Genomic DNA, 24,448 nt, shown 5'->3' with positions numbered 1-24,448 from the left:
CGTCGAGGTCTTTCGGATGGCTGGCGTAGGAACCTCCATCCTCGGAAGACCTCGACCCCTATCCCGGCAACGACGCGCCGACCACCGCTACACCCTCATCTGCGAAGAGCCAGATAACTCACGATCGACTTGCCGATTCCGCGGGCGGCACCGGTGACCAGAACGGTGGGCATGTGCGCGACTCTAGCGACCCGGCGGGGGTGGCGTCACGGGTTGCGGGCCGTACCGGAAGACGGCCAGGCTGCCGGCCACCACGACCGCGGCCAGCGCGATCACCGGCGCCACCATCCAGCGCGTCATCGTCGCACCGACCATCGCCCCGGCGCACATCGTCACAACCACTCCGTAGCGCAGCTTTTGCCGCTCACCGTTTCCGCCGGCCAGCCGGCTGTCGACACCGATCCCGACCAGCGTCGACGTCAACACCGTGGTGCTCAGTTCCTGGATGCCGAATTGCCGGGCCGCGGCGTTCTGGGCACCGAAGGTCACGGCCAGGCCCGCGATCAGAATCAGCTTGCCGTCATCGTGGTAGTTCACCACGCCGGTGCCGGCGAGTACCGCAAGCGCGACCAGCAGGACGACCTCGGTCCCCAGCGCCGCGGTGAGCCACCCGCGGACCTCGCGGTCGAAGTGGCGGGCGAATCGGCCGCCGAGCACGGTGCCGAGCAGGAAGCTGGCGAACGCGATCACCGCGGCGGTCATATCGACGCCGGAATGAGGCACGAACCAGAAGCCCAGGAAGATCACGTTGCCGGTCATGTTGGCCACGAAGACGTGTCCGAGGGCGAGCACGCTGATCGCGTCGACCAGGCCGGTGGCAAACGTCAACAGAAGCAGGGCGACGACGGTGGAGCGTTGCGAGACGGGCGAGGCGACGGCCATGCGCCAAGTATCGCCAATGGTCTCCTCAGAGCTTCGGTGTGAGGTCCAGCGATGTCACGGTGGTCATCTTCGTGACGCGCCAGTGCGATCCGTCGCGGGTCAGATCCAGGCGGTAGGACAGGTACCGCATCGCCGGGATGTTCTTGCTGAGCGGACTGGTGGACGTGGTGTTGGTGTAGACGATCGCGGTGGCGTCCGACCCGCTCAGCGACTCGACGGCCGCACCCACCACTTCCGTGCTATTGGTGACCTTGGCCTGTTTGTTCGTCGGCGCGATGGCGTCGACATACTTGCGGTACTGATCCTCGAAGTCGCCGGACAGGTACTTCGCCGACCGGTCCGGCAACGCGTCCATGTCGTCAGGGGTATAGGTCCACAACGTGGTGATCGCCTCGGCGGCGGTACGGGCGATATCGAGCTTGGTGTCGACCGCCGCGCGGTCCATCAGGTACGGCTGCACGGTGGCACCGGCGAACGCGCCCGCAGCGACGAACAGGACGGCCGAGGTTCCGATTCCAATGGTTGCCTTGTGGCGGCTCAACCAGTTTCGCGTTGGCGCCGGCTCTTCGGCCGCGTTGTCGATCTCGTCCTGTTCGGTCGCCTCGCCGGCGGTCGCCTCGTCCTCGGGCACCGCGTCGGTCAGATCACCTGCAGAAGGTTGCTGATCTTCCACGGTCCTCCCGCACCTCCTTCTTGGGTCGCAGTGACCACCCAGCGGCTGCCGCTTTCGATGATCTTGCCGTCCGGCATCGTGGTCTTCGTCGTGGCCGCCACCACCACGTCGGCGCTGCCGTCGCGATTCCAGCGCTCGATGCCCAGATCCTCCACCGTCCCCCTCGTCGGCTCGGCCCGCGCCACCTGGATGACGACCTCGTTCATCTTCTCCTGGTAGAGCTTGGCGAACTGACCGGTGCCCTGGGCCAGTACCTTGTCGGCGTAGTCGTTGGCGTGGAACGGGTCGATGGACGTGTACTGCGTGACGAAGCCGCGAACGAAGCCGAGCACGGCCACATCTCGTACGGCGTCCTGCCGCTGGGTTTCACGTTTCACCAGCAGCAGGGTGCTGATCGTGAGTGCGGCGAGAATCGCCACCGCCGCCAGTCCGGCGACCAGGGGGAGAATCCAGCGACGTGGTTGCGGTTCAGGCAGGCGGAACAGTTCCAGGCTGCCAGGTTCGACCTTGCGGCGCGGGCTCATTTCGCCTCCCCCGCCGGGTTCGGTTTGGCCAGCACCGAGATGTTGGCGATCTGCCACTGGCCGGCGGCCGATCGTTCGAAGTTCACTCGCACGGTCGCGGTGATCAATCGCTGCTTGGGTGCCTCGCCGCGCTGGCCCTGCATCAGCAGCAGCATCGCCGCCTGGTCGCGGGTATTGGACAGCACCGCACTGTTGGTCACCCAGTAGTCGTTGTCGACGGGTCCGGTCTTGCGCACTGAATCCTGTTGGGCCACCAGCTGTGGGCGATAGCTGTCGGTGACCAGCCCGCGGGCGCGCGCGAAGTCGTCGTCGATCGTGACGACGTTGTAGCTCAGCGCCTGCTGGACGATCTTCGGGCCCTCCACCGCCAGCTGCTGGCGCGCCTGTTCGACGGCCAGTTCGGGCCGGTACACCCCGAGATATCCGAGTACCGTGGCCGCGCCGGCCAGCACGCCCAGCACCACCAGCACCACGCCGGCCAGCCGCCGCGGGTTCGGCCGCTCGCCGTCGACTCGATGGACTTCGGTGCGGGCGAGCAGATCGGCGAAGGTGCGACCGCGGGCATCCCACAACGGCCACAACCAACCGAGGAACACCGCTGCGGTGTCGAGCAGATGCGCCAGGTCGCGCAGGAGCAGGCGCCACGGACCGACCGCGGCTCCGTCTCGTCCGACGACAGCGATACCGGCCAGTGATCGACCCAGCGTCCACCCGGTGATCGAAGGCAGCAGCAGCCGGTTGACCGCCATCGCCAGAATCACCACTCCGGCACCGGCGACCGTCAACCACTTCAGCCATCCGCGGCCCGACAGCGACGCCGACTGGGCCACCAGCAGGCAGGTGATCACCACACCGGTGGGAAAGAACACGTCTACCGTGAACGCGCCGGCACGCGCCGGCCAGCTTGCCGGTACTCCCCCGGAAGCCGATGTGAAAGTTTTGGTTTCGGTGCCGTCGGCCTCGACTGTCACCGTCACTTGCTCACCTGGTCGAGCTTGGCGATCTTGTACGTGCCTCCCTCGGGCGCCATCCGAACCCGCAGGCGGTAGCCCTGCTCCTGGTCTTGGGTGGCGGTGTTGGAAACCTTGACCCGAACGGCGACCAGGACATCCATCGAGCCGTCGTCGTTGTGCCGTTCCACCGCCGCGCGCATGTTGGAAACCTGAACCTGCACCTTGGCGGCCTGATACGCATCCACCAAGAGCCCGCTGTAGAGAGTGGCCTGCGCCCCGAAGTCGCCGGTCGCACAGTCGATGATCTTCTCCTGGCTGGCCGCCATCGCGGTGGCGTCCGGCGCCTGGGTCGCGGTGACGCAGTCCTTGGCGGCCGCCAGCGCGACAGCCTCGGCCCGCGCCGACGCGACGCTCTTCTGATGGGCACGCAGCGCGAAGAACCCGCCGGTGGCGACCAGCAGGCTGACGATCACCAGTGCGGCGCAGACCGTGACCAGGCGGCGTCCGCTCAGTCGCGAACCGCGCGGTTGCTCACCCTGCGCCGCGTTCGTCTCATCGGCCGTCGTCTCGGACTCGACGATCTCGTCATCGGTGGTCGCCGGGGTTTCGTTCACCGGCTCCTGCGCTTCGCTGCGTTCAGCATCGGCCGGTTCTGGTTTCACCGATTCCTCCGCCCCACTACGTTCGGCGTCGTCGTCGGTGGTCGCCGGTGGGATCAGCCGGCCGGAGCCAGCATCTCCTTCCATCCGTCGTCTCCTGTATTGCTCGAGTTGCTGACGGTGTACTTCACTCCGTCAGGACCCACCACCTCCCCGCTCTGCGGGCTGTAGATGGCGGTGTTGTTGGCCGCCGGGGTATACGTGCAGGGATTCGGCTGCTGGCCATTGCACTGCACGGTGCCAGTCCCGGGCGGACTGAGGTCGTCACTGGTCGGCGGCGTGGGCCCTGGCAGCAGATCGGCCGGCAACGGGTTCATCCCGTTGTTGATCGACGGTGCCTGTATCACGGTACCGGGGTTGACCGGCTGATCGCATCGAGCTCCGGGGGCCGGGCAGTTCAGCACCTGGTCGGGATCCCCGTACCAGGGGTTGTTGCCCAGTGGCGTGTACGGCTCGTTGGATCGGCATTCCATCGGCGTCGCTGCCCGTTTACCGGGCACGTCGGCGCACGGAAAGTTACGTGCCCCGCGCACCACGTTGGCCGGGGTGTCCTTGGGGATCTTGCAGTACAGGCCGTTCTCCACCGGCAGGATCCGGGTGTCGGCCGGGGCGCGCCACTGGCTGGCCGGCAGGAAGCCGGTCAAGCACGGCGGCGGCTGGTTGATCGTCAACCCGAAGTCGAGCGCCGCCTGACGCGGATACGGCGCCGACACCGACTGGGCGACCGACGCACCCTGCGGCAACAGCACCAGCGACTGCTCGACGCCCTTGTGATAGCGCTTGAGCATGTCCAGGATGATCTCCAGGTTGGCCAACGTCTGAGGCAATGCCTCGCGCACGTCGCTGAACACCGCGGTGACCGCATCGGCGGTCGGCGCGGCCTGACGGAGCCCGCTGCGCAGCGCCTGATCCTGCGCCGCGGTCTGTGCCGCGATGGTGTTCAGGTTGGCCGCCCACCGTTGGATCGCATCCGAGGAATTCACCTGGCTGTCGACGATCGGAGCCGAATTCTGGATGATGTCGTTGACGTCTTGGATGTTCGTCTTGAAATCACCCACGATCGCCTGGGTACCGTCGACCAGCCGTTGCAGCGACGGCCCCAAACCACCCACCGCCTGCGCCGTTTCGTTCAGCAGCACCGGGATCTTGTCGGCCGGTAGCGCCGCAAGTCCCTTATTGGCCGCATCCAGGGCGGGGCCGATCTCCTCGGGCACCGTGGACTTGGTGATGGTCTGCCCGGCGGCGAAGTACTGCCCCGGATTGCCGTCGGACACCAGGTCCAGGTACTGCTCGCCCACCGCGGACACCGAGTGCACGTTGGCGCTGGCGTCGAGCGGGATCTTGTACTTGTCACTGATGCTCATGGTGGCCAGGACACCGTTCTCGGTCGGCTGCACATCGGTGACACGCCCGATCGTGACACCGCGATAGGTGACGTTGGCGGTCGCGTACAAGCCGCCCGAGGACGGCAGGTCCGCCTTCAAGTCGTACTGGCCGATGCCGGCCAGCGTCGGCAGCCGCAGGAAGTACCAGCCCAATACCACCAGGGCGATCACCGTCAGCACACCGAACATCACCAGCTGAGTCTTGATGAAACGCGTCAACATCTATCCGTCACCCCCTCACTCGCCACGCTCGACATACGGTCCCCCGTCGGCCATGTTGGGGTGAGGAGTGAACCGGACGTCCGGAATCATCGTCGCCGGATCGCGGCCCCACGCCTGCTCGAGAGCACGCAGCATTCCCGAGACTCCGGTTCCGGTCAGGAACGCGTTGTCGATCGCGCTGAGCGTCAGATCGAAGGTGGCCGAGGTGTTGATGTAATCCCCACGGATCACCTTCGGGATGTTGTCGATCGGGTACGGGGCGGTGATGACCAGCTTCAGCGAGTCGATCAGATAGGGCGCCGCCCGCCCGAGCTGTTTCAGCGGCCGCTGCAGCAGCGCCAGGTTGGTGTCGAAGTCGGCACGCGACTGCGACAACGTCTGGTCGGTGATCCGGCTGAACCGGCCAAGAGCCTCCACCGCACCCGTGAATCGGTCCCTGGCATCCGCGAAATACTTGATCAGCGGCGGGAATTCGGTGAGTACCCGATCCAGGGTGTTGTTGCGAGCGGCCACGATCGTCAGCAGTTCGTTGGTCTTGTCGATCGCCCGGGTCAGGTCGTTGCGCTGCTGGTTGAGCTGATCGGTGAAGGTGTCCAGCTTCCCGAGGAAGTCACGGATCTGACCGGCGTTGCCGTCCAGGATGTTGGCGACTTCGGTCTGGATGATCTCCAGGTTCGGTATCCCGCCACCGCGCAGTACGACGGCGATGCTCGCCAGCGTGCGTTCGGTGGTCGGGAAGGACTGCGAGTTCTTCAGCGGAATCGTCGCGCCGTCGCGCAGCGGCTCGGGTGACGGGTTGGGCGGCGGGTCGAGCTCGACGTGCTGAGTGCCCAGCAGGCTGGTCTGGCCGATCCGCGCAATGGCGTTGGCGGGCAGCTTGATTCCGGGTTCGATGTCGAGCGTCAGGGTGGGGATCCAGTTCCTCAACTCGATCGCCCGAACCGACCCCACGAACACGTCGGCAACCCGAACCCGGCTGTTGACGTTGAGCGCCAAGGTATCCGGCATCTGGACGTAGATCGTCATCTTGTCCTTGCCGGTGCCGGGGCCACCCGGCATCGGCACGTTGGCGATACCGCGCCAACCACACGACGTCAGCACCAGCGCCGTCACCAGCAGCACCAGACCCCGCCAGCCGAGCCGGCGGGTGGTGCTCAGCATCGCGGTCACTGCCCGGCTCCCATCTCAGCGGGCAACGGCGGACCGGCCGGAGCCGCGGGTACCGCCGGTGCCGGTGCCGGTGCCGGTGCCCCGCCGTTGATCTGCTGCGAGACCGGCAGCGGTCCGGGGATCACGTCCGGGCCCGGCGGCGGTGGTGGCGGCGCACCCGGATACCACGGCGGTGGCAGCGGGTTGTAGTTGCTGTACGAGTTCGGGGGCGCGCCACCGGGCGGGCCGGCCGGCGGGATCGAGGCGATATCCGGGCCGCCCATCAACTCGGCCAGCGAGTCGGGGGTGAGCATGTTGGCGGTGAACGCCTGCACGTCGACGCCCTGCATGCCCGGCGCCACGATCCAGCCCTGTTCGTGATTGCCGTGCGAGAACAGCGTGTCCCGCGACCAGATGCCGGGCACCGTCGTGTCCTTGTATCCCGGTGGCGGTTGCAGCCGCGGCTCGGAGTAGGCGACGTACTTCGGCAGTGTCTCGGCCGTGGAGAACTGGTTCACGCCGAACGGGGGGAAGTTGAACTTGATCGCGTCCATGATCGGCGCGAGGTACTCGGCGCACATCTCCGCCGAATCCTGGTACCCCAGTCGGCTACCGGCCTGGATTGCGCTGCAGATGAACTGCATCGGGTTGGCGAAGCTGGCGACCACCGGGATCGCCACCAGTGCCCCATGTGTCGGGTGGTAGATGTTCTGCAGGTTGGCGGCCAGGTTCGGGTAGACGTGCAACACCGTTTCCAGGCCATTGCGGGCGTCCGGCTGCAGGATCGCGTTGGTGACGTCGGCGAGATTGTTGATGTCCTTGCCCAACACCGAGCCGTTGTCGTTGATGAACTTGCGGGCCGTGGTCAGCAGCGTGTCAATGTCCTTGACGGCCTTGGCCACTTCCTGATCGGAGTTGGTGAACGAGTTGGTGAAGGTGGCCAGGTCGGTGTTGAGTGCCACCAGCTGCTGGTCGCTCTTGTGCAGTGCGTTGACGAACAGGGCCAGACTCTTGAGCACCCCGAAGAAGTCGCCGCGGCCTTCGTTCAACGCGGTCACCGCATCGGAGAGAGCCCGGAACGTGGTGTTGATCTGCTGCCCCTTGCCCTCCAGCCCGTTGGCGAAGGACTCCAGGGCCTCGCCGAACGGACCCTTCGGCTGTTCGGGTGTCGGGCCGAGTTTGGTGATGATGTCCGAGATCTGGTTGCGCAGGTCGTCCCACTCCACCGGGACCTGGGTGCGGTCGATCGGGATGACGGCGTTGTCGGCCATCACCGGACCGCCGGTGTATGCCGGTGCGAGCTGAATCACCCGGGAGGCAACCAGGCTCGGGTTGAGGATCGTCGCTGAAGCGTCGGCGGGCACCTTGTATTTGTTGGCGTAGTGGAAGGTGACCTTCATCTTGTCGCCGGCCGGTTCGATCTTGTCGATGTTCCCGACCTGCACGCCCATGATCTGCACCCGGTCGCCGGGATACAGCGCCAGCGCCTCCGGAAAATACGCCACCACCGTGTTGGTGGTCAGCTTCTTGTACAGCTGAAAACCGACCAGGGCGGCGATCAGCCCGATGATCACGACGAGCGCGCCGACGAGGACGGACATCCGGGACACCTTCGGCAGGCCCAGGTTACGGATATTGAACACGGTCGACATCGGTTAGGCTCCCCCTCCCTGATCGACGGGTGCCAGGTCGCCGACCGGCGGCACCTGCGGTCCCGGTCCCGGTGGCGGAATCGGTCCGACGAGTGCGTTCGGCGGCGGAGCGTAGCCGGGGATATCGGTGGCCGGGCCCGGTGTGGGCTCTACCGGAACGGTGCGGGCTCCGGGCGGACCCGGTGCCAGCGGCGGGGCCGGCACGCCGGCCACGTTCGGTGACAGCTCGCCCGGGAAGGCCGCGCTCGGCACGCCCGGCCCGCCGACCGCCGCGGGATTCGGCGCCGAGATCGGCACGTCGGGCGGCGGATATCCGCCGGGCACCGGGCCGAACGGGCCGTCGGTCAACGCCGCACAGGGCAGCGGATTGGCCGACGTCGGAATACCGTCCGCGGGCGGAGTGTACGAGCAGGGCGAGCCCGGCCCGACCGCGGGACCCGGATGGTCCGGGGTTCCCTCGAGCGGGATCGGGGCCGGCGGCGGAGCACCGTTGGGCTGGCGCTGTCCGTTGGGATCGGGGAACCGGAAGGCCGGCAGACCCGCGTTGCGCCAGAACTGCTCGGGGTCGATGCCGCGTTTCTTGAAAGCGGCGTCCACCCACGGCTGCAGGATCTGATAGGGCACCAAGTTGACCACGAGAGTCTTGAAATAGGGGCCCGATCCGATGGCCTCCGCCAGGGCGCCCATGAACTTCGACGCGGTGATCAACACGTCTGCCAGGTCCATCTTGTGCTTCACCAGCACGTCGCTGATCGTATTCAGCTGCTGCAGAACGTGATTCAGATTCGGGTTGTCGTTGACGAAGCCGGTGAACTGTTCGGAGAGCGCCGAGACGTTGGCCAGCAGATAATCGATCTCGGAACGACGCTGGTTGAGGGCGGCCAGCAGCGTCTGAGCGTTGACCGCCAGCCGGTTGATCTGCTCGCTGCGGTTGCCCAGCACGGCGGCGATCTTGTTGGCGTTGGCCAGCAACTGCTTGAACTGCTCGTCGCGCTTGCCGATGGTGTCGGAGAACCGGGCGACCCCGTCCAGCGCCGCACTCAGGTGCGGATAGGTCTGGTCGACGGTCTCCGACAACACATTCAGCGATTGCTTGACGGTGTCGATATCCCAGCCCTGAGCGGCCTTCGTCACGTCGAACACCGCATCGTAGATTTGGTAGGGCGTGGTCGTCTGACCCACCGGCAGCACACCGCCCGCCTGTAGCAGCTTGTTGCCGCGCGGCTCGATCTCGAGTACCCGCTTGCCCAGGATCGTCTCGGTCCGGATGGACAGCCGGCTCTCGGTGCCGATCTGGCGGGCACCCAGGTCGAATCCGATCGCCACACGATCGCCATCGATCTTCAACGACTTCACCGTGCCGACATCCATTCCGGCGATACGCACCTTGTCACCGGAATTCAGGCCCGCACTATCGGTGAACTGGCCGTAGTAGACCGGCTTGGCGAACAGCTGCGGAATCCCCGAAAAGCTCTGTCCCACCGCGATGACCAGCACGACAATGATGATGCCGGCCACGCCGTTCCGGACCCGGTTGGAACCCTCTAGTGTCCTCATTGCGGTGTGCACCTACCCGTTGGCTGCTGGGTGATCTTCACGGTGCGGACCGGGCCACCGGGTTGCAGGCCGTTGAGCTTCAGGTTGATGTCGCACAGGTAGAAGTTGAAGAAGTCGCCGTAGATACCGCCGGCCCGGCCGATGATCTTGACGGCCTGCGGCAGCTTGGTCAGCAGATCGTCCAGCCGGTCCTGGCCGTCGGCCAGCGGCTGCTGGATGGTTTCGAGTTTGGCGATGGTGTCCTTGAGTTGCGGACGGTCGTCAGCCAGTAGGTCACTCAGCGTGCCGGCGGCGCTGCTGATGTCGGCGGTGGACTGGGCCAGCGGGTCGGCGCGGTTCTTCAGCCCGGTGATGAGGATCTCGAAATTGTTGACCGTCTGGTCGAAGTCCTTCTCGTGCTTGACGGTGGTGTCCAACACCGTGTTGAGGTTGGTGATCACCTCGCCGATCGCCTGATCCCGGTCAGCCAGCGCAGACGTCAGCTGCGCCGTCTGATCGAGGATGTCGTTGATGGTCCCGCCCTGCCCCTGGAAGACGGTGACCAGCGACGAGGCGATGGTGTTGACCTTCTGCGGGTCCAGGGCCTTGAACAGCGGCTTGAAACCGCCGATGAGCGCGTCCAGATCCAGCGCCGGCTGGGTACGCGACATCGGGATGAAGCCGCCCGGCGGCAGCACCCGATCGGCACCCTCGCCGGTGCCGCGTTCGAGGTTCACGTAGCGGTTGCCGATCAGGTCCTGATACCGGATCTGAGCGGTGGTCGACTGGTACAGCGGCAACGTCCGGTCGACGTTCAGTGTCACCAGCACCCGGTCCCCGTTGTCGGTGAGTTTGATATCGGAGACCTTGCCGACCTCGACACCGCCGGCACGGACGAACTGGCCGTCACGCAAACCGCTGGCATTGCTGAATTCCGCGGTGTACGCCGTTGTTCGGTCGAAACGGAACTGCCCGAACACGATGACGATGATCGCCGTGAAGAGCAGGAGCACCAACGAGAATGCCCCGAGTTTGATTGCCGTTCCGGTGATTTTCATGGGTTGATCGTGTTCTCCCCGACTTGGCGTCCCCACACGTACTCGGTGAGGATCGGCTGGCCGAGCTCGAAGTGGTTGTAAGGCGCGAGCGAGGCGCCGTCATCGACCACCAGGTGCGGTGCCGGCCAGAAGTTGCGGTCGACCTTCTGCCAGCATCCCGGTGCACCGCCCGGACCGCCGTGTCCGTTGATCCTGGGCAGGTTGTCGGGGTAGACGTACGGGTTGGGGGCACCGAGGAATTCGGTGACCGTGTCCAGCGAAAATCCGTTGCCGCCGAACGCATCCAACGCCGGCTGCAGCGCTTCGGCCTCGCCCTTGATCTGGCAGTACAGCTGCGGGCTGTAGGTGTCGAGCAGTTGGGCGGTGGGAATCAGGTCGGCCTGGCCGCGCACGAAATACGGGCCGCCGCGCTCGAAGATGTCGCCGCCGGTGTTGCCGAAGCCGGTCGAGGCCAGCAGCGCGGCGTCCAGATCCTTCTGCTCCTCGTTGAGGGTGCGGGCGGTGGTGACCGCGTGGTCGAGGAAGTCCCACAGATCCGGGCTGGCCTTGGTGTAGACCTCGGCCAGCTTGGCGAGCTGCTGGACGTTGCTGCGGATCTGCGGCATCTGCGGGTTGATGTCGTCGAGCACCGCGTTGCCGTTGAGGATCGACTGCCCGAACTTGGTGCCGAGCCCGTCCAGCGCCTCGGCGGCGGCCGACAGCGTCAGGTTCAGCTTGACCGGGTCGACCTTCTCCGAGATCGAGGTGAGCGTCTCGAACAACGTGTTGAACTCGGTGGTCACCCCCGAGGACTTGATGACGTCCGCGCTGGAGATCCTGGTCTTGACCGGATCCTTCGGGCTGGTGAACGACACGTACTTGTTGCCGAAGACGGTGCTGGCCTTGATCTGGGCGTCGACATTGGCCGGGATCAGACGGATGTACTGCGGGTTGACCTCCAGGGTGAGTTCGGCGACGGTCCGACCGCCGCGATTCACCGCGTCCACGTCGCTGACCCGGCCGATCTCGACCCCGTTATAGGTCACCTTCGACCCGGGATCCATCACCAGACCGGCACGGTCAGAAACCATCGTGAGCTTGGTCTTCGGCGTCAGATCACCACGGAATTGGAGATAGACCAGCGTCACCAGGGCGAGCGCCAGCACCAGGAACGCCGCACCGGCCAGCTTGAGCGGCGGGCGCCGGGAGGAGTTCATCGGCTGCGTCATACCGCTACACCGTGAGATTGAAGTTCGGGTTGGTGCCGTAGAGCGCCAACGAGGCCAACAAAACGACGAGCGCGACGGCGACCAGCGAGGCCCGCATCGAGATCCCGACGGCCTCGCCCACACCGACCGGACCGCCGCTGGCGTTGTAGCCGAAGTAGCAGTGATTGATCATCACGAACATCGCGATGATGATGGCGACGACGAACGACCAGAACACGTCATCGGGGCGCAGGAACGTGCGGAAGTAATGATCGTAGGTGCCCGTCGACTGGCCGTAGAAGACCGTCGTGGTCAGCTGTGCCGCCAGGAACGACAGGAGCAACGCCATCGCATACAGCGGAATGATCACCACCATGCCGGCCAGGATGCGCGTCGAGACCAGGTAGCTGATGGACTTGATACCCATCACCTCCAAGGCGTCGATCTCCTCGGCGATGCGCATCGCGCCCAGCTCGGCGGTTGCGCCGGCACCCACCGTGGCGGCCAGCGAGTGCCCGGACACCAGGGGCGCCACGACGCGGACGTTCACCAGGGCCGCGACGAAACCGGTGAACGCCTCGACACCGATGTTGCCCAGCGAGGCGTACCCCTGGATCGCGATGAGCGACCCACCGGACAACGTCACGAAACCGACGATGGCGATCGTGCCGCCGACCACTGCCATCGCCCCGGTGCCCATCCCGATTTCGGCGATCAGCCGCAGGGTGGCACGGCGGTAGAAGCGCAGGGCGTGCGGGATCTGGCCGATGGCCGTGACGGTGAACCACGCCACGTCACCGACCCGGTCGACGAATCGCCCCGGCGACGACGCCCACTTGGTCGCCGTGGAATATGCGCGGGGGTAACGGCTGCGCAGGACTGTCGCGGTACTCATCTCAGTGCCCCGTTCCAAACCGGACGCCGATGGTGGTCAGAACGACGTTGACGGCGAACAGCGCGACGACGGACAGCACGAGCGTTTCGTTCACAGCGGTCCCCAGGCCCTTGGCGCCGCCGGACACCGTCAGGCCGCGGTAGCAGCCGACCAGACCCGCGATCAGCCCGAAGGTGAGCGCCTTGATGATCGAGATGACGACCTCGGGAAGTCCGGTGACCAGCGTCAGCGTGGACACGTACGCGCCCGCGGAAATGTTCTGCATGTAGACACCGAAGATGAATCCGCCGACCAGGCCGACGGTGATCACCGCACCGTTGAGCAGGACGGCGACGAACGTCGCTGCGACCACCCTGGGCAGGACGAGCCGATGGATGGGATCGATGCCGAGCACTTCCAGTGCGTCGATTTCCTCACGGATGGTGCGCGCGCCGAGGTCGGCGCAGATGGCCGTCGACCCGGCGCCGGCGACTACCAGCACGGTCACGATGGGGCCGAGCTGGGTCACCGCGGCCAGCGCCGCACCCGCGCCCGAGACGTCGGCCGCACCGAACTCCACCAGCAGGATGTTGATCGTGAAGATGATCAGGATGGTGTTGGGCACGGCGACGGCGATGGTGGGCAAAAAGGTCACCCGGAACTGGAACCAACCCTGAAGGATGAATTCGCGCCACTCGAACGGCCATTTGGTCGTCGCCTTCGCGGTGAGCACGCACATGCGGAAGAAGCCCCCGACGGCGGTCAGCGCCGGACGCGCCTTGTCCTGAAGGTAGCCGCCGAAGCCGGTGGTCGCCGCCGTCACTGGGTCACCCACATGACGGAACCACGGTGGTCGCGGCTGGGCGGCAGTCCGTCTGGCACATACCCTCCTTGCCCCGACCCGCAGTGAGTGAGTGTCGTCTCCCTACCAACGAGTAGTAAGGCGGACCACAGGAATGTACCCGATCGCCGAGGGGCGGTGCACCGCATCTGCACTATTAACCCTCCCTCGTCTTTGACCGAAATTTATCGCATTCGTAGGTGGTTCGGTTGCTAATCGGGATCTGCTGTATCCGAAGCATTTTCGCCGACGGATTTCGTATCGGTGCTGGCGCTGAAGCGAATCCGCAACTCAGTCTTCAGCACTTTGCCAGCGGGGTTGCGGGGTAAGGCATCGACGATCTCGAGCCCCTTGGGATGCTTGTAGCGCGCCAGGCGCTCGGTCAGGAACCCGTCGAGTTCGGCGAGCCGGAGTCCGGCCGCGGAGATGGCGGCGACGGCGACCGGCACCTCGCCCCACTCGGGGTCGGCGCGCCCGATGACCGCCACCTCGACGATGGCCGGGTGGGCGGCCAGCACGTTCTCCACCTCGGCACAGTAGATATTCTCCCCGCCGGAGATGATCATGTCCTTTTTCCGGTCGACAACCCACACGTAGCCATCGGCGTCCATCCGGACCAAGTCACCCGAGTGGAACCAGCCGCCGGCGAACGCCTCCGCGGTGGCCCGCGGGTTGTTCCAGTAGCCGGCCATGAGTGTCGGTGCGCGATAGACGATTTCACCGACCTCGCCGAGCGGAACGTCGTTCATGTCCTCGTCGACCACGCGGGCGGCGACCGTCGGGATCACCTTGCCGACCGAGCCGCGCTTGCGGATCGCGTCGTCGCCGAGCAGCATGCAGGTCACCGGTGACATCTCGGTCTGGCCGAACGCGGCGAGGATCTTGCTGTCGGGAAAGGTCTCCGACATCTCACGCAGCAGGGTGTCCGATGCGGGCGCGGCACCCCAGGACAGCGACCGCAGCCGGATGTCCCGGGGCTTGGCCTGCTGGGCGGCGCACACGGCCTGCCACTGCGCCGGCACCAGGAAGATGCCGGTGACCCGTTCGGCCTCGAGCACATCGAGCAGTTGCCCGGGGTCGAATCCGCCGAGCGGGTGGATGACGGTCGGCGTGCCCAGCATCAGACCGCCGAGGGTGTTGCCGATCCCGGCGATGTGGAACAGCGGGACCCCGATGAACCCCACATCGTTGTTGATGTCGGGTGCGGTGGTGTACATGCCGGTCATCGCCTGGCCCGCCAGGTTGGTGTGGGTCAGCACCGCGCCCTTGGGTCGGCCGGTGGTACCCGACGTGTACATGATCAGAGCCGGGCTGTCATTGGGAATGTCAACCGGTTCGTGATGCTCGCCCTCTTCGGCGACGAGGTCCTCGTAGCCGAGCACCCCGTCCTCGGTCGCACCACCGGCGACGATGACGGTGCTCAGCGCCGGCGCGATATCGCGGACCGCCTTGGCGACATCGGTGAGGACGGTTTCGGTGACGATCACCGCCGCCTCGCAGTCTTGAACCAGGAAGGCCAGCTCCGGCGGCGTCAGTCGGAAGTTGACCGGGACGGCGATCGCGCCGAGCTGGTTTGCGGCGAGGGTGGCCTCGATGAACTCGGGGCGGTTCAGCATCAGGATCATGACCCGGTCGCCGAATCGCACGCCGCGCCGGCTCAACGCGTCGGCCAGCGCGGTGACCCGCCGGTCGAACTCGGCCCAGGTCGTCGTTTGACCCAGGTACCGCAGGGCGGTTCCGTGCGGCTGCATCAGCGCATGGCGGGCCAGTTGGTTCGTCCAGTTCTGGCGGCGCGCGAGATACGGCTGGTCTGTGGTCGCGGTCAGCTGCCTGGTCACTAGTCCTCTGCTTTTCCGTCCGTTTGGCGTGAACGTTGCGTGAACCCGATGCTGGAGAACGCAGGAATCGCTATATTTGATCAAATCTGATGTTGCCTGGGTCACACTATTGCCTTGCCGCTCGGCACACAAGTCCCCGGAGGTCACGTGAACGCACCGGCTTCCGCACGGATCGAGAACCGTCGGGGACGCCCCCGCTCGCAGCTGTCGGACGAGGTCGCCGGGCACCTGCGCGAAGCGATCATGACCGGTGCCCTGCGGCCCGGCACGTTCATCCGGCTCGACGAGACGGCCGCCCGACTCGGTGTCAGCATCACCCCGGTGCGCGAAGCCCTGCTCACTCTGCGGGGCGAAGGAATGGTGGGGCTCGAGCCGCGGCGCGGTTACGTGGTGCAACCGCTGAGCCGCCAGGACGTCGCCGACATCTATTGGTTGCAGGCCACCATCGCCAAGGAGCTGGTGACCAGTGCGGCCGAGCGGTTGACCGACGAACAGATCGACGAGCTCGATGACGCCAATGAGACGCTGGCCGCAGCCGTGGCCGAGGGAGATCCGGCCAGCATCGGCGCCGCCGAGTTCGCCTTCCACCGGTTGCTGAACCGGGGCGCCGGCCGGATGAAGCTCGCCTGGTTTCTGCTGCACGCGGCGCGCTACATGCCGCCACAGATCTATGTCACCGACGCCTCGTGGGGCGAGGCGTCGGTACAGACCCATCGCCAGCTGATCGCCGCGCTGCGGCGTCGCGACCAACCCGCGCTCATCGAACTGTCGGGAGCCGAGTTCAGCGACGGCGTGCACCGGCTGATGGAGCAGCTGGAACGCAACGGGATGTGGCGCTAGCCGATCCTTGTCCGCGAACAGACACAAACTCGCATGATTTCGCCCAGAACAATGCGAGTCTGCGTCTGCTGGCCAGGGGACTAGGAGTTCGCGGCGAGCTGCTCGGCGCGCGCTTTGAGGTTGTTGGCCAAATGTTCGAGCACGTCGTTGACCAGCTTCTTGACCATCATGTCCGGAACCGGCAGTGAGGTCTCGACCTCGAGGTCCACCGTCAGCAGACTCGACGGACCCATCGCCACGACCGAGAACAGCTGATCCTGTTTGGTGAACACCTCACCCTGCTGCAGCACGGTCTGGATCTGGGCGTCACCCGGGTAGTACACGGCCTGGATGAAGGTGCCCGACTGGCCCTGGATCTCCATGTCGAGCCGTAACTGACTGGGCCGGCCATCGTCGTAGCGCGCCAGGATGTAGACGGCCTTTGCCTCGTCGTTCCACTCCGGATACTTCTCGAAATCGGCGACGATGCGCAGGATCGCAGCGGCATCGGCGTTGACCTCAACGGTTTTGCTGACGAGCGGCATTGGCCGAGTCTATCGAGCCGTACCGGACCGCCCGCATCGTCGGTCGGCAGAGCCGTCAGGCGTGCGTTTTCTTGGACGCCGCCGGGCCCAACGGCGACTCCACCCGGATCTTCTCCTCCCGAATCAGCCCGCGCAGCAGCGCGGTACTGAACTCGGCGGCGATCTCCCTGGCGGTGCGCCGGCCATCGGGACGCAGCCAGCGGTAGGCCCCCAATGTCATGCCGATGTAGCCCAACGCCACCACGTGGGTGTCGCACTCGAAGAACTCGCCACTGGCGATGCCACGGTCGATCAGTCCGTGCACGTGCTCGTAGACCTGGGTTTCCTTCTCCCGGATCTCGGCGACCTGCTCTTCGGTGAACCACTCGGTGATGTAGGGCGCCTCCTGGAAGTACACCGCCGCGCCCTCGGGGTTCTCGGCGATGTTGGTCAGCAGCTTCACCGTGTACTGGTACAGCGCCTCGCGAGCCGTCCAGGATGGGTCGTCGTGGACGGCTTCCAGGGTGTTGTCGGCGGCGCGGCGATAGATGTCGAACAAGATCAGCGACTTGCTGGCGTAGTAATGATACACCGTCGCCTTGTTCAGACCGACGACATCGGCGACGTCATCCATCCTGGTGCCGTGATAGCCCCGCGCGGCGAACAGCTTGGTGGCGACCGCCAGCAGCTCTTCGCGCCGGGTCATCCCGTTCTCGGGTGGCATGATGTCCTCGCTGTCCTCTTCCGACGAACGCCGGCTCTCTATCAACTGGTTGGGTAGTTTAATGACCAGTGCCGCGGGACGGGCTCGCGGACTAGACTCTGCACAAGTTGCGAGGCGCTGGGAGGTGTGCGGATGGATCCAAATCCGGATTATGACGCAAGCGATGAGATCGAGTACTTCTTCAGTTGGCTTCCGTGGGCGCTGCGCGGCGTTTACCCGCCGCCCGCCTATCCGCCGGTCTGAGCCAGCCTGACGAAGGCCTTTGCCGGCCGGCCTGCGGGCGATGTTCGCCCGCGACCCCGATGAACCGCACCGTGCGGCGAGCTCGCTAGAGCTTCTTTTCGACCTCGTCTTCGTGGTCGCCGTTTCCCAGGCGTCCGGGGCGCTGCATCACCTGTGGGAAGAGCAACACTTCGCTGAGGGCCTGCTCGCCTACGCGATGGTGTTCTTCGCGATCCTGCAGGCTTGGGTCAACTTCACCTGGTTCGCCAGCGCCTACGACACCGACGACTGGCTCTACCGGCTGACCACATTCGTCCAGATGGCCGGCGCGCTCGTGATCGCCGCCGGAGCCCAGCGCGCGATGCTCGAGTTCGACTTCCGCGCCATCGTCGCCGGCTACGTCATCATGCGGGTGGCCATGGCCGCCCAGTGGACGCGCGCGGCGATCACCGATCGGCGCTACCGCGGCACCTGCGTGCGTTATGCGGTCGGGGTCACCGTCGTCCAGGCGTTGTGGGTGACGTGGGCACTCACCGGCGGCCCGCTGTGGTGGTTCGTCGTACTCACGGCGGCGGATCTGTCGGTGGCGCCGCTCGCCGAGCGGCACCGGGTGACCAGCTACCACCATCACCACATCGCCGAGCGCTACGGCCTGTTCACGTTGATCGTGCTCGGCGAATCGATTCTCGCGGTGGCGAACTCGATCATCGGCGGACTGTCCGACGCCGTCGAACGGACCAGCCTGATCGTGGTCGCCGGCGGTGCGCTGGTGATCGTCGCCTCGATGTGGTGGATTTACTTCGACCGCCCCCAAAACGAGCAGACGATGAGGCTGGGACGCTCGTTCTTCTGGGGCTACCTGCACTACTTCATCTTCGCCTCGGCGGCGGCCTTCTCCGCCGGGGTGGAGGTCGCCGTCGCCATCCATCTCGGCGAGAGCCATCTGCCGCACACCGTCGCCGGCCTGACGCTGACGGTCCCGCTGGCGATCTACCTGGTGGCCACCTGGCTGGTGCTCGACGCCGGGCGTCGCGACATCGTCCAGGCAGTCGGAACCGCGCTGCTGGCCGTGCTGATGGTGGGCACGGCGCTGCTGCCCTACCCGCTCGTGGGTGCCGCCGTGATCATGGTGATGGCCGCGGCCCTGGTCAGCTGGCGGCACTCAGCCGATAAGCTGACCGCCTTGTGAGCGACTTGACCACCACCGCGGCGCGACCGCACGAGATGCGGCTCCGCCTGGATTCCTACCCCGTCATCGACGTCGTGCAGGCGCGTTATGGTGATATGGACGCCAACGGCCACCTCAACAACCTGGCGCTGGAGTCGCTGCACGAGAACGCTCGGGCGACCATGAACCAGAGTCTGTTTCCCGATATCTACGATGTGACCACCCGTCGGCTGCGGCTGGTCACCTCACAAAACGCCGTGCACTTCCTGGCCGAGGCGCACTGGCCGGCGACCATTCAGACCGGTGCCGGCGTCGGGCGGATCGGCCGCACCTCGTTTGTGGCGTCGACCGGATTGTTCGTCGAGGGTCACTGTGTCGGCGTGTGTGACACCGTGCTGGTCCTGCTGGGCGACGACGGTCCGGTGCCGATTCCGGCCGATCGGGTGGCCGCGTTGGAAGCGGTGCGCTTGGGCGCGCCGAGATCGACGTAATGCAGTGCTCCACTGGCACTTTCGCGGCCAAACGTCGGTTTGGGCGTTAGAGGGCCTTCAGCTCTTCGATGACTTCGCCGACTGATTTCTTGGCGTCCCCGAACAGCATCGAGGTCTGCTCGAGGAAGAATAGCGGGTTCTCGATGCCGGCGTAGCCCGAACTCATCGACCGTTTGAGCACAATCACCGAACGGGACTGATCGACGTTGAGGATCGGCATCCCATGGATGGGTGAGCTGGGGTCGTTGCGCGCGGCGGGGTTGGTGACGTCGTTGGCGCCGATCACCAAGGTGACATCGGTGCGGGCGAATTCGCCGTTGATGTCGTCCATTTCCTTCATCGCGTCGTACTCGACGTCAGCCTCGGCCAACAGCACGTTCATATGCCCGGGCATGCGTCCGGCGACCGGGTGGATGGCGTACTTGACCTCGACCCCCTTGCTCTCCAGGATCTCGGCCATCTCCTTGACGGTGTGCTGGGCCTGCGCGACCGCCAGGCCGTAGCCCGGGACCACGATCACCTGGTTGGCATAGGCCATCTGGATGGCCGCGTCGGCCGCCGAGGTCGCCTTGACCGTGCCCTGCTCCCCGCCGGCCGGCCCGCCCCCGGTGTCTGCGCCGCCGAACGAGCCGAACACGATCGCCGGGATGGACCGGTTCATCGCGACCGCCATCAGGTTGGTCAGGATCGAGCCGGAGGCGCCCACGATCATGCCGGCCACGATCATCGCGGTGTTGTTGAGCGCCAAACCCGCTGCCGCCGCTGACAATCCGGTCAGCGCGTTGAGCAGCGAGATGACCACCGGCATATCCGCGCCACCGATGGGGAACACCACGAACAGCCCCATCACGCCGGCCAGCACCAGCACGATCAGCCAGGCTGGACTGCCGTGCCCGGCGTTCACACCGATGTAGACCGCGGCGGCCACCGCACCGACCAGCAGCACGATGTTGGCCAGCTGGAACAGCTTGGCCGAGCGCACCAACGTCTTCTCGACGTTCTTCGGGATCGACTCCTGCAACTTCAGGAAGGCCACCAGCGAACCCCAGAACGACACCGAGCCGATGATCGCGGCGAACAACGATCCCACGACCAGCGCCACCGTGGGCTCCTGCTCCGGTTTGAACACCGAAAACCCATCGGTCTCAATGAATTCCGCCCATGCAATCAACGCGACGGTGCCACCACCGACGCCGTTGAACAACGCGACCAGCTGCGGCATCGCGGTCATCTTGGTCTTCTTGGCCGGCGGCACACCCAGCACCACGCCGATCAGCAGGCCGGCCACGATCAAGATCCAGTTGATGCTCGCGGTATCGCGCACCTTGATCAGGGTGGCCACCACCGCGATCGCCATACCGGTGGCGGCGATCCAGTTGCCGCGCACCGCGGTCTTGGGTCCGGTCAGCCCGGACAGACCCAGGATGAACAGTGCGAACGCGACGATATAGAGAACGTTGACCAGGTAGTTCACTTGCCGGCCCCGGCCTTCGCGTCATCCTGATTCAGGGCCTTCTTCTTGCCCTTGAACATTCCGAGCATGCGGTCGGTGACCAGGAAGCCACCGATCACGTTGAGCGTGCCGAACACCAGGGCGACGAACGCGATGATCCGCACACCCCAACCCGCCTCAGCGGGCAGATTGCCCAGCACCAACAAGGCACCGAGAACCACGATCCCGTGGATGGCGTTGGTACCCGACATCAGCGGCGTGTGAAGTGTGTTGGGCACCTTGGAGATAACCGCGAATCCGACGAACCCGGCCAGCACCAGGATCGCCAGATTGCCCAATAGCTGTTCGTACATTTACGCCTCCCGCGTGACGCACGAGGCCGCGACGACCTCATCGGAGAAGTCCGGCGCCAGTGCGCCATCAGTGATCAGAAGATCCAACAGTGAGGTCACGTTCTTCGAGTACAACTCGCTGGCATGCTCGGGCATGGTGGCCGGCAGATTCAGCGGCGAAGCGATCGTCACCCCATGGCGGACCACGGTGCGGCCCGGCTCGGTCAGCTCGCAGTTGCCACCGGTCTCACCGGCCAGGTCGACCACCACGCTGCCCGGTTTCATACCCTCCACGGCGGCAGCGGTCACCAACCGTGGTGCCGGACGTCCCGGCACCAGCGCGGTCGTGATCACCACGTCGAACCCACCGATCGCGGCTTCCAGCGTCTTCTGCTGCTGGGCGCGCTCGTCCTCGGTCAGCTCGCGGGCGTAACCCCCGCTGCCCGCCGCAGCGATGGCACTGCTGCCCAGATCCAGCCACTGGGCACCCACCGAGCGGACCTGATCGGCCACCTCCGGGCGAACGTCATAGCCGGTCGTGCGTGCACCCAACCGCTTGGCCGTGGCCAGCGCCTGCAACCCGGCCACACCGACGCCGAGCACCAGGACACTGGCCGGTTTCACCGTGCCGGCCGCGGTCGTCAGCATCGGGAAAAACCGCGTCGACTCGCTGGCGGCCAACACCACCGCCTTGTACCCGGCCACGTTGGCCTGCGACGACAACGCGTCCATCACCTGAGCGCGCGAGATCCGCGGGATCGCCTCCACCGCGAACGCCTGCACCCCCCGCCCCCTGAGCGCGCCGATCTGGTTATCGGCGTTGCGCGGAGCCAGAAAGCCGATCAGAGTCTGACCCGAACGCAGCCGCGCCACCTCCTCGGGCGTGGGCGGGGCAACCTTGACCACCACATCAGCCGCCCACGCATCACCGATCGTGGCGCCGGCCGCGGAATACAACTCATCAGGCAGCAACGCACGCTCCCCCGCGCCGGCTTCGACCGTCACCGCCACACCACTGCCCACAAGTGCCGACACCGCCTTGGGCACCAACGCCACCCGGCGCTCATCAGCACCCGACTCGGCGACGACACCGACCGTCGGAGCCGCAGCGGCGGCGACATCGGACCCCGTCTTCGTATCAGTCATGACCCCTGCGTCTGCTTCCTAGCGTGGATTTCGCCGGGGAAGGCCCCTGCGCTCGTGACACCCTAACCGCATCGGCCGGTATCTCCCCAAGCCAGAAGGGTCAACATCGGCACAGTTCCCCCATCTGGGGGAGACCACCGGCACGCTGGGGGAGACCACCGGCACGTTTAGTCTCGCTCAGCGGCAACGTCACTGTCTGGCACGGTCACGACGACCGTGGTGCCGCCGCCGGGGGTGTCGACCAGCTGGACCGACCCCCCCATCGCTTCGACACCGACCAGCAACGACGACAGGCCAATGTGCCCCTCGGCGACCTTGCGGTTCAGAATGGCGGGGTCGAATCCCAGGCCGTTGTCGATCACCCTCAGCACCAGTACGCCCGGCGCATGGTCCAGCTCAACTCGCAGTCGGGTTGCGCGGGAGTGCTTGTGCGCGTTGGCCAACAGCTCGCGAGCGGCGCGGTAGAGCAGGGCTTGCGACGCCGGTTTGCCAACCTCGGCCACGGCGCAGTCGACGTTGACATCCCAGCGCCTTTCGTACTGGCCGACCAGTTCGCGCAACGCCGCGCCGAGGCCCACCTGGGCCAACACCTGAGGATGCAGCGTCGAGACCGCGCTGCGCAGCTGGGTGATCGCGTCCTGCAACGCCACGTCAACCCGGTCGAACCCGGTCGCTGTGGGCTGTTCGCGCAGGTCCTCCAGGTCCAGGCGTGCGGCCAACAGGTTCTGCAGCGGGCCGTCGTGCAGTTGTTCGGACAGCTGACGGTTGTTGCGCTCGTCGGCCTGCATCGACTCCGAGACCAGCCTGCGCCGCACCTCGAGAAGGGCCCGCACCCGGGCACGGCGGCGGGCCAGCACCAGGCACAGGGCAGTGGTGGCCAACGCCAGCCACGCCAGGCAACCGACCTGGACGTAGACGATGTCGGGCAAACCCATCGTGTCGTCACGCTTGGAGTAGAAGATCCAGGCCGCCAGGTACCCGATCGCGGTGCAGGCCCCGATCAGGGCGGTGATCTCGGGCCGGTCGAGGAAGGAGACCGTGATCGGGATCAGGAAGAAGATGGGCAGCAGCCACGACGTGGCACCGCCGGAGGCGACGCACATCGCCAGTACCGCCACCACGTCGATGGCCGTCGAGGCCCAGCCGAACCACCACCGCAGCGGGCTGCGCAACACGACCGCCAGCCACACCGCGGCGGTGGCCGTATAGACGATCAACACCGTCCAATAGACCGCGGGCAGCCAGTGGTCGACGCCCTCGACGTAGACCAGCAGCGCGATCAAAACGATCAGCGGCAGACGCAGGACAGCCGCGACGCGGACCGGCTCGGTGCCCAGAAAGTCGGCCGCGCGGGCCAGCGGGGCCGGCAGGTTACTCAAGCAGCCCCCGCCGCATGCCTTCGGCGACCGCCGCTGCCCGGTCGCCCACGCCCAGCTTCTCGTACAGCCGCTGGACGTGCGTCTTGACGGTGGAGGGGGCCAGGAACAGTGACTCGGCGATCGACGGGACGCTGCGCCCGAGCGCGATCAGATTCAGCACCTCGCGTTCACGCGAGCTCAGCGTCGGCCCGGAAGGTTCGGCGCGGCGCCGGATTTCGACGGCCAGACCCGACGCCAGCCGCGGGGCAAGGACGTCTCGGCCCTTGGCGCAATCCAGGACCGCGTTGACGATCTCGGACCGGGTGGAATCCTTCGGCAGATAGCCGGCCGCTCCCTGCTGCAGCGCGTGGTAGACGATTTCGGCGTCGTCGTGCGCGGAGACCAGCAGCACCCGCGTCGAGAGCTCGTCTCGGCGGACGGCGGCGGCAACCTCGGCGCCGTCCATTCCCGGCATCCGGTAGTCCAGCAGCGCCACGTCGGGACTGTGTTCCTTGATCAAAGCCAGCGCCGACATGCCGTCCTCGGCCTCGGCGACCACCTCGACCTCACCGCTGCCGGACAGCGCCCGAACCAGACCGTCTCGGAACAGCGGGTGGTCGTCACCGACGACCACCCTCACCTTTCGGTTATCGGGCATGCCAGGAGCTTTCCACAGGGGTCCACCAATCGGGGGACAAACACTTCATCCCTGCCAGGGTCCCATCAGCGGACAGACAGGGCAGCGCACGCGGGCAATAGTCAGTGCATGGCCGAAAGA

General features: G+C 66.1%; 25 protein-coding genes. 4 read left to right on the top strand and 21 right to left on the bottom strand.

Translation table 11 applies throughout. The features are described from left to right. Positions 1-183: 183 nt before the first annotated feature. From ORI27_RS29290 to fadD5, 14 genes are all read right to left on the bottom strand, one after another. Positions 184-882: a YoaK family protein gene (locus tag ORI27_RS29290; protein ID WP_266000650.1), complete on the bottom strand. Its 699-nt coding sequence runs from the start codon at positions 880-882 to the stop codon at positions 184-186. 25 nt (positions 883-907) lie between these two features. Beyond that, complete coding sequence (locus ORI27_RS29285; protein ID WP_266000649.1) at positions 908-1,555, bottom strand: Mce protein; 648 nt, start codon at positions 1,553-1,555, stop codon at positions 908-910. Further along, complete coding sequence (locus tag ORI27_RS29280; RefSeq protein WP_266000648.1) at positions 1,522-2,079, bottom strand: mammalian cell entry protein; 558 nt, start codon at positions 2,077-2,079, stop codon at positions 1,522-1,524. The genes ORI27_RS29285 and ORI27_RS29280 overlap by 34 nt, the downstream gene beginning before the upstream one ends. Continuing rightward, positions 2,076-3,056, bottom strand: a complete 981-nt coding sequence (locus ORI27_RS29275) for an RDD family protein (RefSeq protein ID WP_323055691.1) — start codon at positions 3,054-3,056, stop codon at positions 2,076-2,078. The genes ORI27_RS29280 and ORI27_RS29275 overlap by 4 nt, the downstream gene beginning before the upstream one ends. Next, positions 3,053-3,778, bottom strand: a complete 726-nt coding sequence (locus ORI27_RS29270) for an Mce protein (RefSeq protein WP_266000647.1) — start codon at positions 3,776-3,778, stop codon at positions 3,053-3,055. Before ORI27_RS29270 ends, ORI27_RS29275 begins: the two co-directional genes overlap by 4 nt. Beyond that, complete coding sequence (locus ORI27_RS29265) at positions 3,748-5,298, bottom strand: MCE family protein (RefSeq protein ID WP_266000646.1); 1,551 nt, start codon at positions 5,296-5,298, stop codon at positions 3,748-3,750. The genes ORI27_RS29270 and ORI27_RS29265 overlap by 31 nt, the downstream gene beginning before the upstream one ends. Positions 5,299-5,313: 15 nt before the next feature. After that, entirely contained in the window at positions 5,314-6,459 is a 1,146-nt protein-coding gene (locus ORI27_RS29260) for a virulence factor Mce family protein (protein ID WP_266000652.1), read from the bottom strand. Positions 6,460-6,464: 5 nt separating this feature from the next. Continuing rightward, complete coding sequence (locus ORI27_RS29255; protein ID WP_266000645.1) at positions 6,465-8,099, bottom strand: virulence factor Mce family protein; 1,635 nt, start codon at positions 8,097-8,099, stop codon at positions 6,465-6,467. Positions 8,100-8,102: 3 nt separating this feature from the next. Then, the gene (locus ORI27_RS29250) at positions 8,103-9,656 is read right to left on the bottom strand and encodes an MCE family protein (RefSeq protein WP_266000644.1); all 1,554 of its coding nucleotides are present in this window, start codon (positions 9,654-9,656) and stop codon (positions 8,103-8,105) included. Beyond that, positions 9,653-10,693 carry a virulence factor Mce family protein gene (locus tag ORI27_RS29245; RefSeq protein WP_266000643.1) on the bottom strand — a complete coding sequence of 347 codons (1,041 nt, stop codon included), beginning with the start codon at positions 10,691-10,693 and terminating at the stop codon, positions 9,653-9,655. Before ORI27_RS29245 ends, ORI27_RS29250 begins: the two co-directional genes overlap by 4 nt. Continuing rightward, on the bottom strand, positions 10,690-11,901 hold the full coding sequence (locus ORI27_RS29240; protein ID WP_266000642.1) for an MCE family protein: 1,212 nt from the start codon (positions 11,899-11,901) through the stop codon (positions 10,690-10,692). Before ORI27_RS29240 ends, ORI27_RS29245 begins: the two co-directional genes overlap by 4 nt. Positions 11,902-11,905: 4 nt before the next feature. Then, complete coding sequence (locus ORI27_RS29235; protein ID WP_266000641.1) at positions 11,906-12,775, bottom strand: MlaE family ABC transporter permease; 870 nt, start codon at positions 12,773-12,775, stop codon at positions 11,906-11,908. A 1-nt stretch (position 12,776) separates the two neighbouring features. Continuing rightward, on the bottom strand, positions 12,777-13,577 hold the full coding sequence (locus tag ORI27_RS29230) for an MlaE family ABC transporter permease (RefSeq protein ID WP_266000640.1): 801 nt from the start codon (positions 13,575-13,577) through the stop codon (positions 12,777-12,779). Positions 13,578-13,807: 230 nt separating this feature from the next. Beyond that, positions 13,808-15,433, bottom strand: a complete 1,626-nt coding sequence (gene fadD5, locus ORI27_RS29225; protein ID WP_266000639.1) for a fatty-acid--CoA ligase FadD5 — start codon at positions 15,431-15,433, stop codon at positions 13,808-13,810. 147 nt (positions 15,434-15,580) lie between these two features. Here fadD5 and ORI27_RS29220 point away from each other — a divergent pair, with 147 nt between their 5' ends. After that, positions 15,581-16,273, top strand: a complete 693-nt coding sequence (locus ORI27_RS29220) for a GntR family transcriptional regulator (RefSeq protein WP_266000638.1) — start codon at positions 15,581-15,583, stop codon at positions 16,271-16,273. Positions 16,274-16,353: 80 nt separating this feature from the next. On the opposite strand, the gene ORI27_RS29215 is transcribed toward ORI27_RS29220, so the two are convergent. Further along, entirely contained in the window at positions 16,354-16,797 is a 444-nt protein-coding gene (locus ORI27_RS29215) for an SRPBCC family protein (protein WP_266000637.1), read from the bottom strand. Between the two features lie 55 nt (positions 16,798-16,852). Next, a complete protein-coding gene (locus ORI27_RS29210) occupies positions 16,853-17,500 on the bottom strand; it encodes a TetR/AcrR family transcriptional regulator (protein ID WP_266000636.1) in 648 nt (215 codons plus the stop codon). Positions 17,501-17,632: 132 nt separating this feature from the next. On the opposite strand from ORI27_RS29210, the gene ORI27_RS29205 reads away from it, so the two are divergent. The 3 genes from ORI27_RS29205 to ORI27_RS29195 are packed head-to-tail and all read left to right on the top strand — an operon-like array spanning position 17,633 to position 19,381. Next, positions 17,633-17,743 carry a hypothetical protein gene (locus ORI27_RS29205; RefSeq protein WP_099025320.1) on the top strand — a complete coding sequence of 37 codons (111 nt, stop codon included), beginning with the start codon at positions 17,633-17,635 and terminating at the stop codon, positions 17,741-17,743. A 19-nt stretch (positions 17,744-17,762) separates the two neighbouring features. Further along, positions 17,763-18,911, top strand: coding sequence for a low temperature requirement protein A (locus tag ORI27_RS29200; protein WP_266000634.1), 1,149 nt, complete (start codon positions 17,763-17,765; stop codon positions 18,909-18,911). Then, positions 18,908-19,381 carry an acyl-CoA thioesterase gene (locus ORI27_RS29195; RefSeq protein WP_266000633.1) on the top strand — a complete coding sequence of 158 codons (474 nt, stop codon included), beginning with the start codon at positions 18,908-18,910 and terminating at the stop codon, positions 19,379-19,381. Before ORI27_RS29200 ends, ORI27_RS29195 begins: the two co-directional genes overlap by 4 nt. Before the next feature lie 46 nt (positions 19,382-19,427). Here the strand turns inward: ORI27_RS29195 and ORI27_RS29190 are convergent, their stop codons facing one another. From ORI27_RS29190 to ORI27_RS29170, 5 genes are all read right to left on the bottom strand, one after another. Further along, complete coding sequence (locus tag ORI27_RS29190) at positions 19,428-20,855, bottom strand: NAD(P)(+) transhydrogenase (Re/Si-specific) subunit beta (RefSeq protein WP_266000632.1); 1,428 nt, start codon at positions 20,853-20,855, stop codon at positions 19,428-19,430. Then, positions 20,852-21,187, bottom strand: a complete 336-nt coding sequence (locus tag ORI27_RS29185; protein ID WP_266000631.1) for an NAD(P) transhydrogenase subunit alpha part 2 — start codon at positions 21,185-21,187, stop codon at positions 20,852-20,854. Before ORI27_RS29185 ends, ORI27_RS29190 begins: the two co-directional genes overlap by 4 nt. Further along, entirely contained in the window at positions 21,188-22,312 is a 1,125-nt protein-coding gene (locus ORI27_RS29180) for a Re/Si-specific NAD(P)(+) transhydrogenase subunit alpha (RefSeq protein WP_266000630.1), read from the bottom strand. It lies immediately after the preceding gene. Positions 22,313-22,479: 167 nt separating this feature from the next. Then, positions 22,480-23,691: a sensor histidine kinase gene (locus ORI27_RS29175; RefSeq protein WP_266000629.1), complete on the bottom strand. Its 1,212-nt coding sequence runs from the start codon at positions 23,689-23,691 to the stop codon at positions 22,480-22,482. Beyond that, a complete protein-coding gene (locus tag ORI27_RS29170; protein ID WP_266000628.1) occupies positions 23,684-24,328 on the bottom strand; it encodes a response regulator in 645 nt (214 codons plus the stop codon). Before ORI27_RS29170 ends, ORI27_RS29175 begins: the two co-directional genes overlap by 8 nt. Positions 24,329-24,448 lie beyond the last annotated feature (120 nt).

The organism is Mycobacterium pinniadriaticum (assembly GCF_026242045.1).
GTDB classification, from domain to species: domain Bacteria; phylum Actinomycetota; class Actinomycetes; order Mycobacteriales; family Mycobacteriaceae; genus Mycobacterium; species Mycobacterium pinniadriaticum.
The sequence above is the reverse complement of the archived record's forward strand: the minus strand, read 5'-3'. Positions and strand labels throughout refer to the sequence as shown.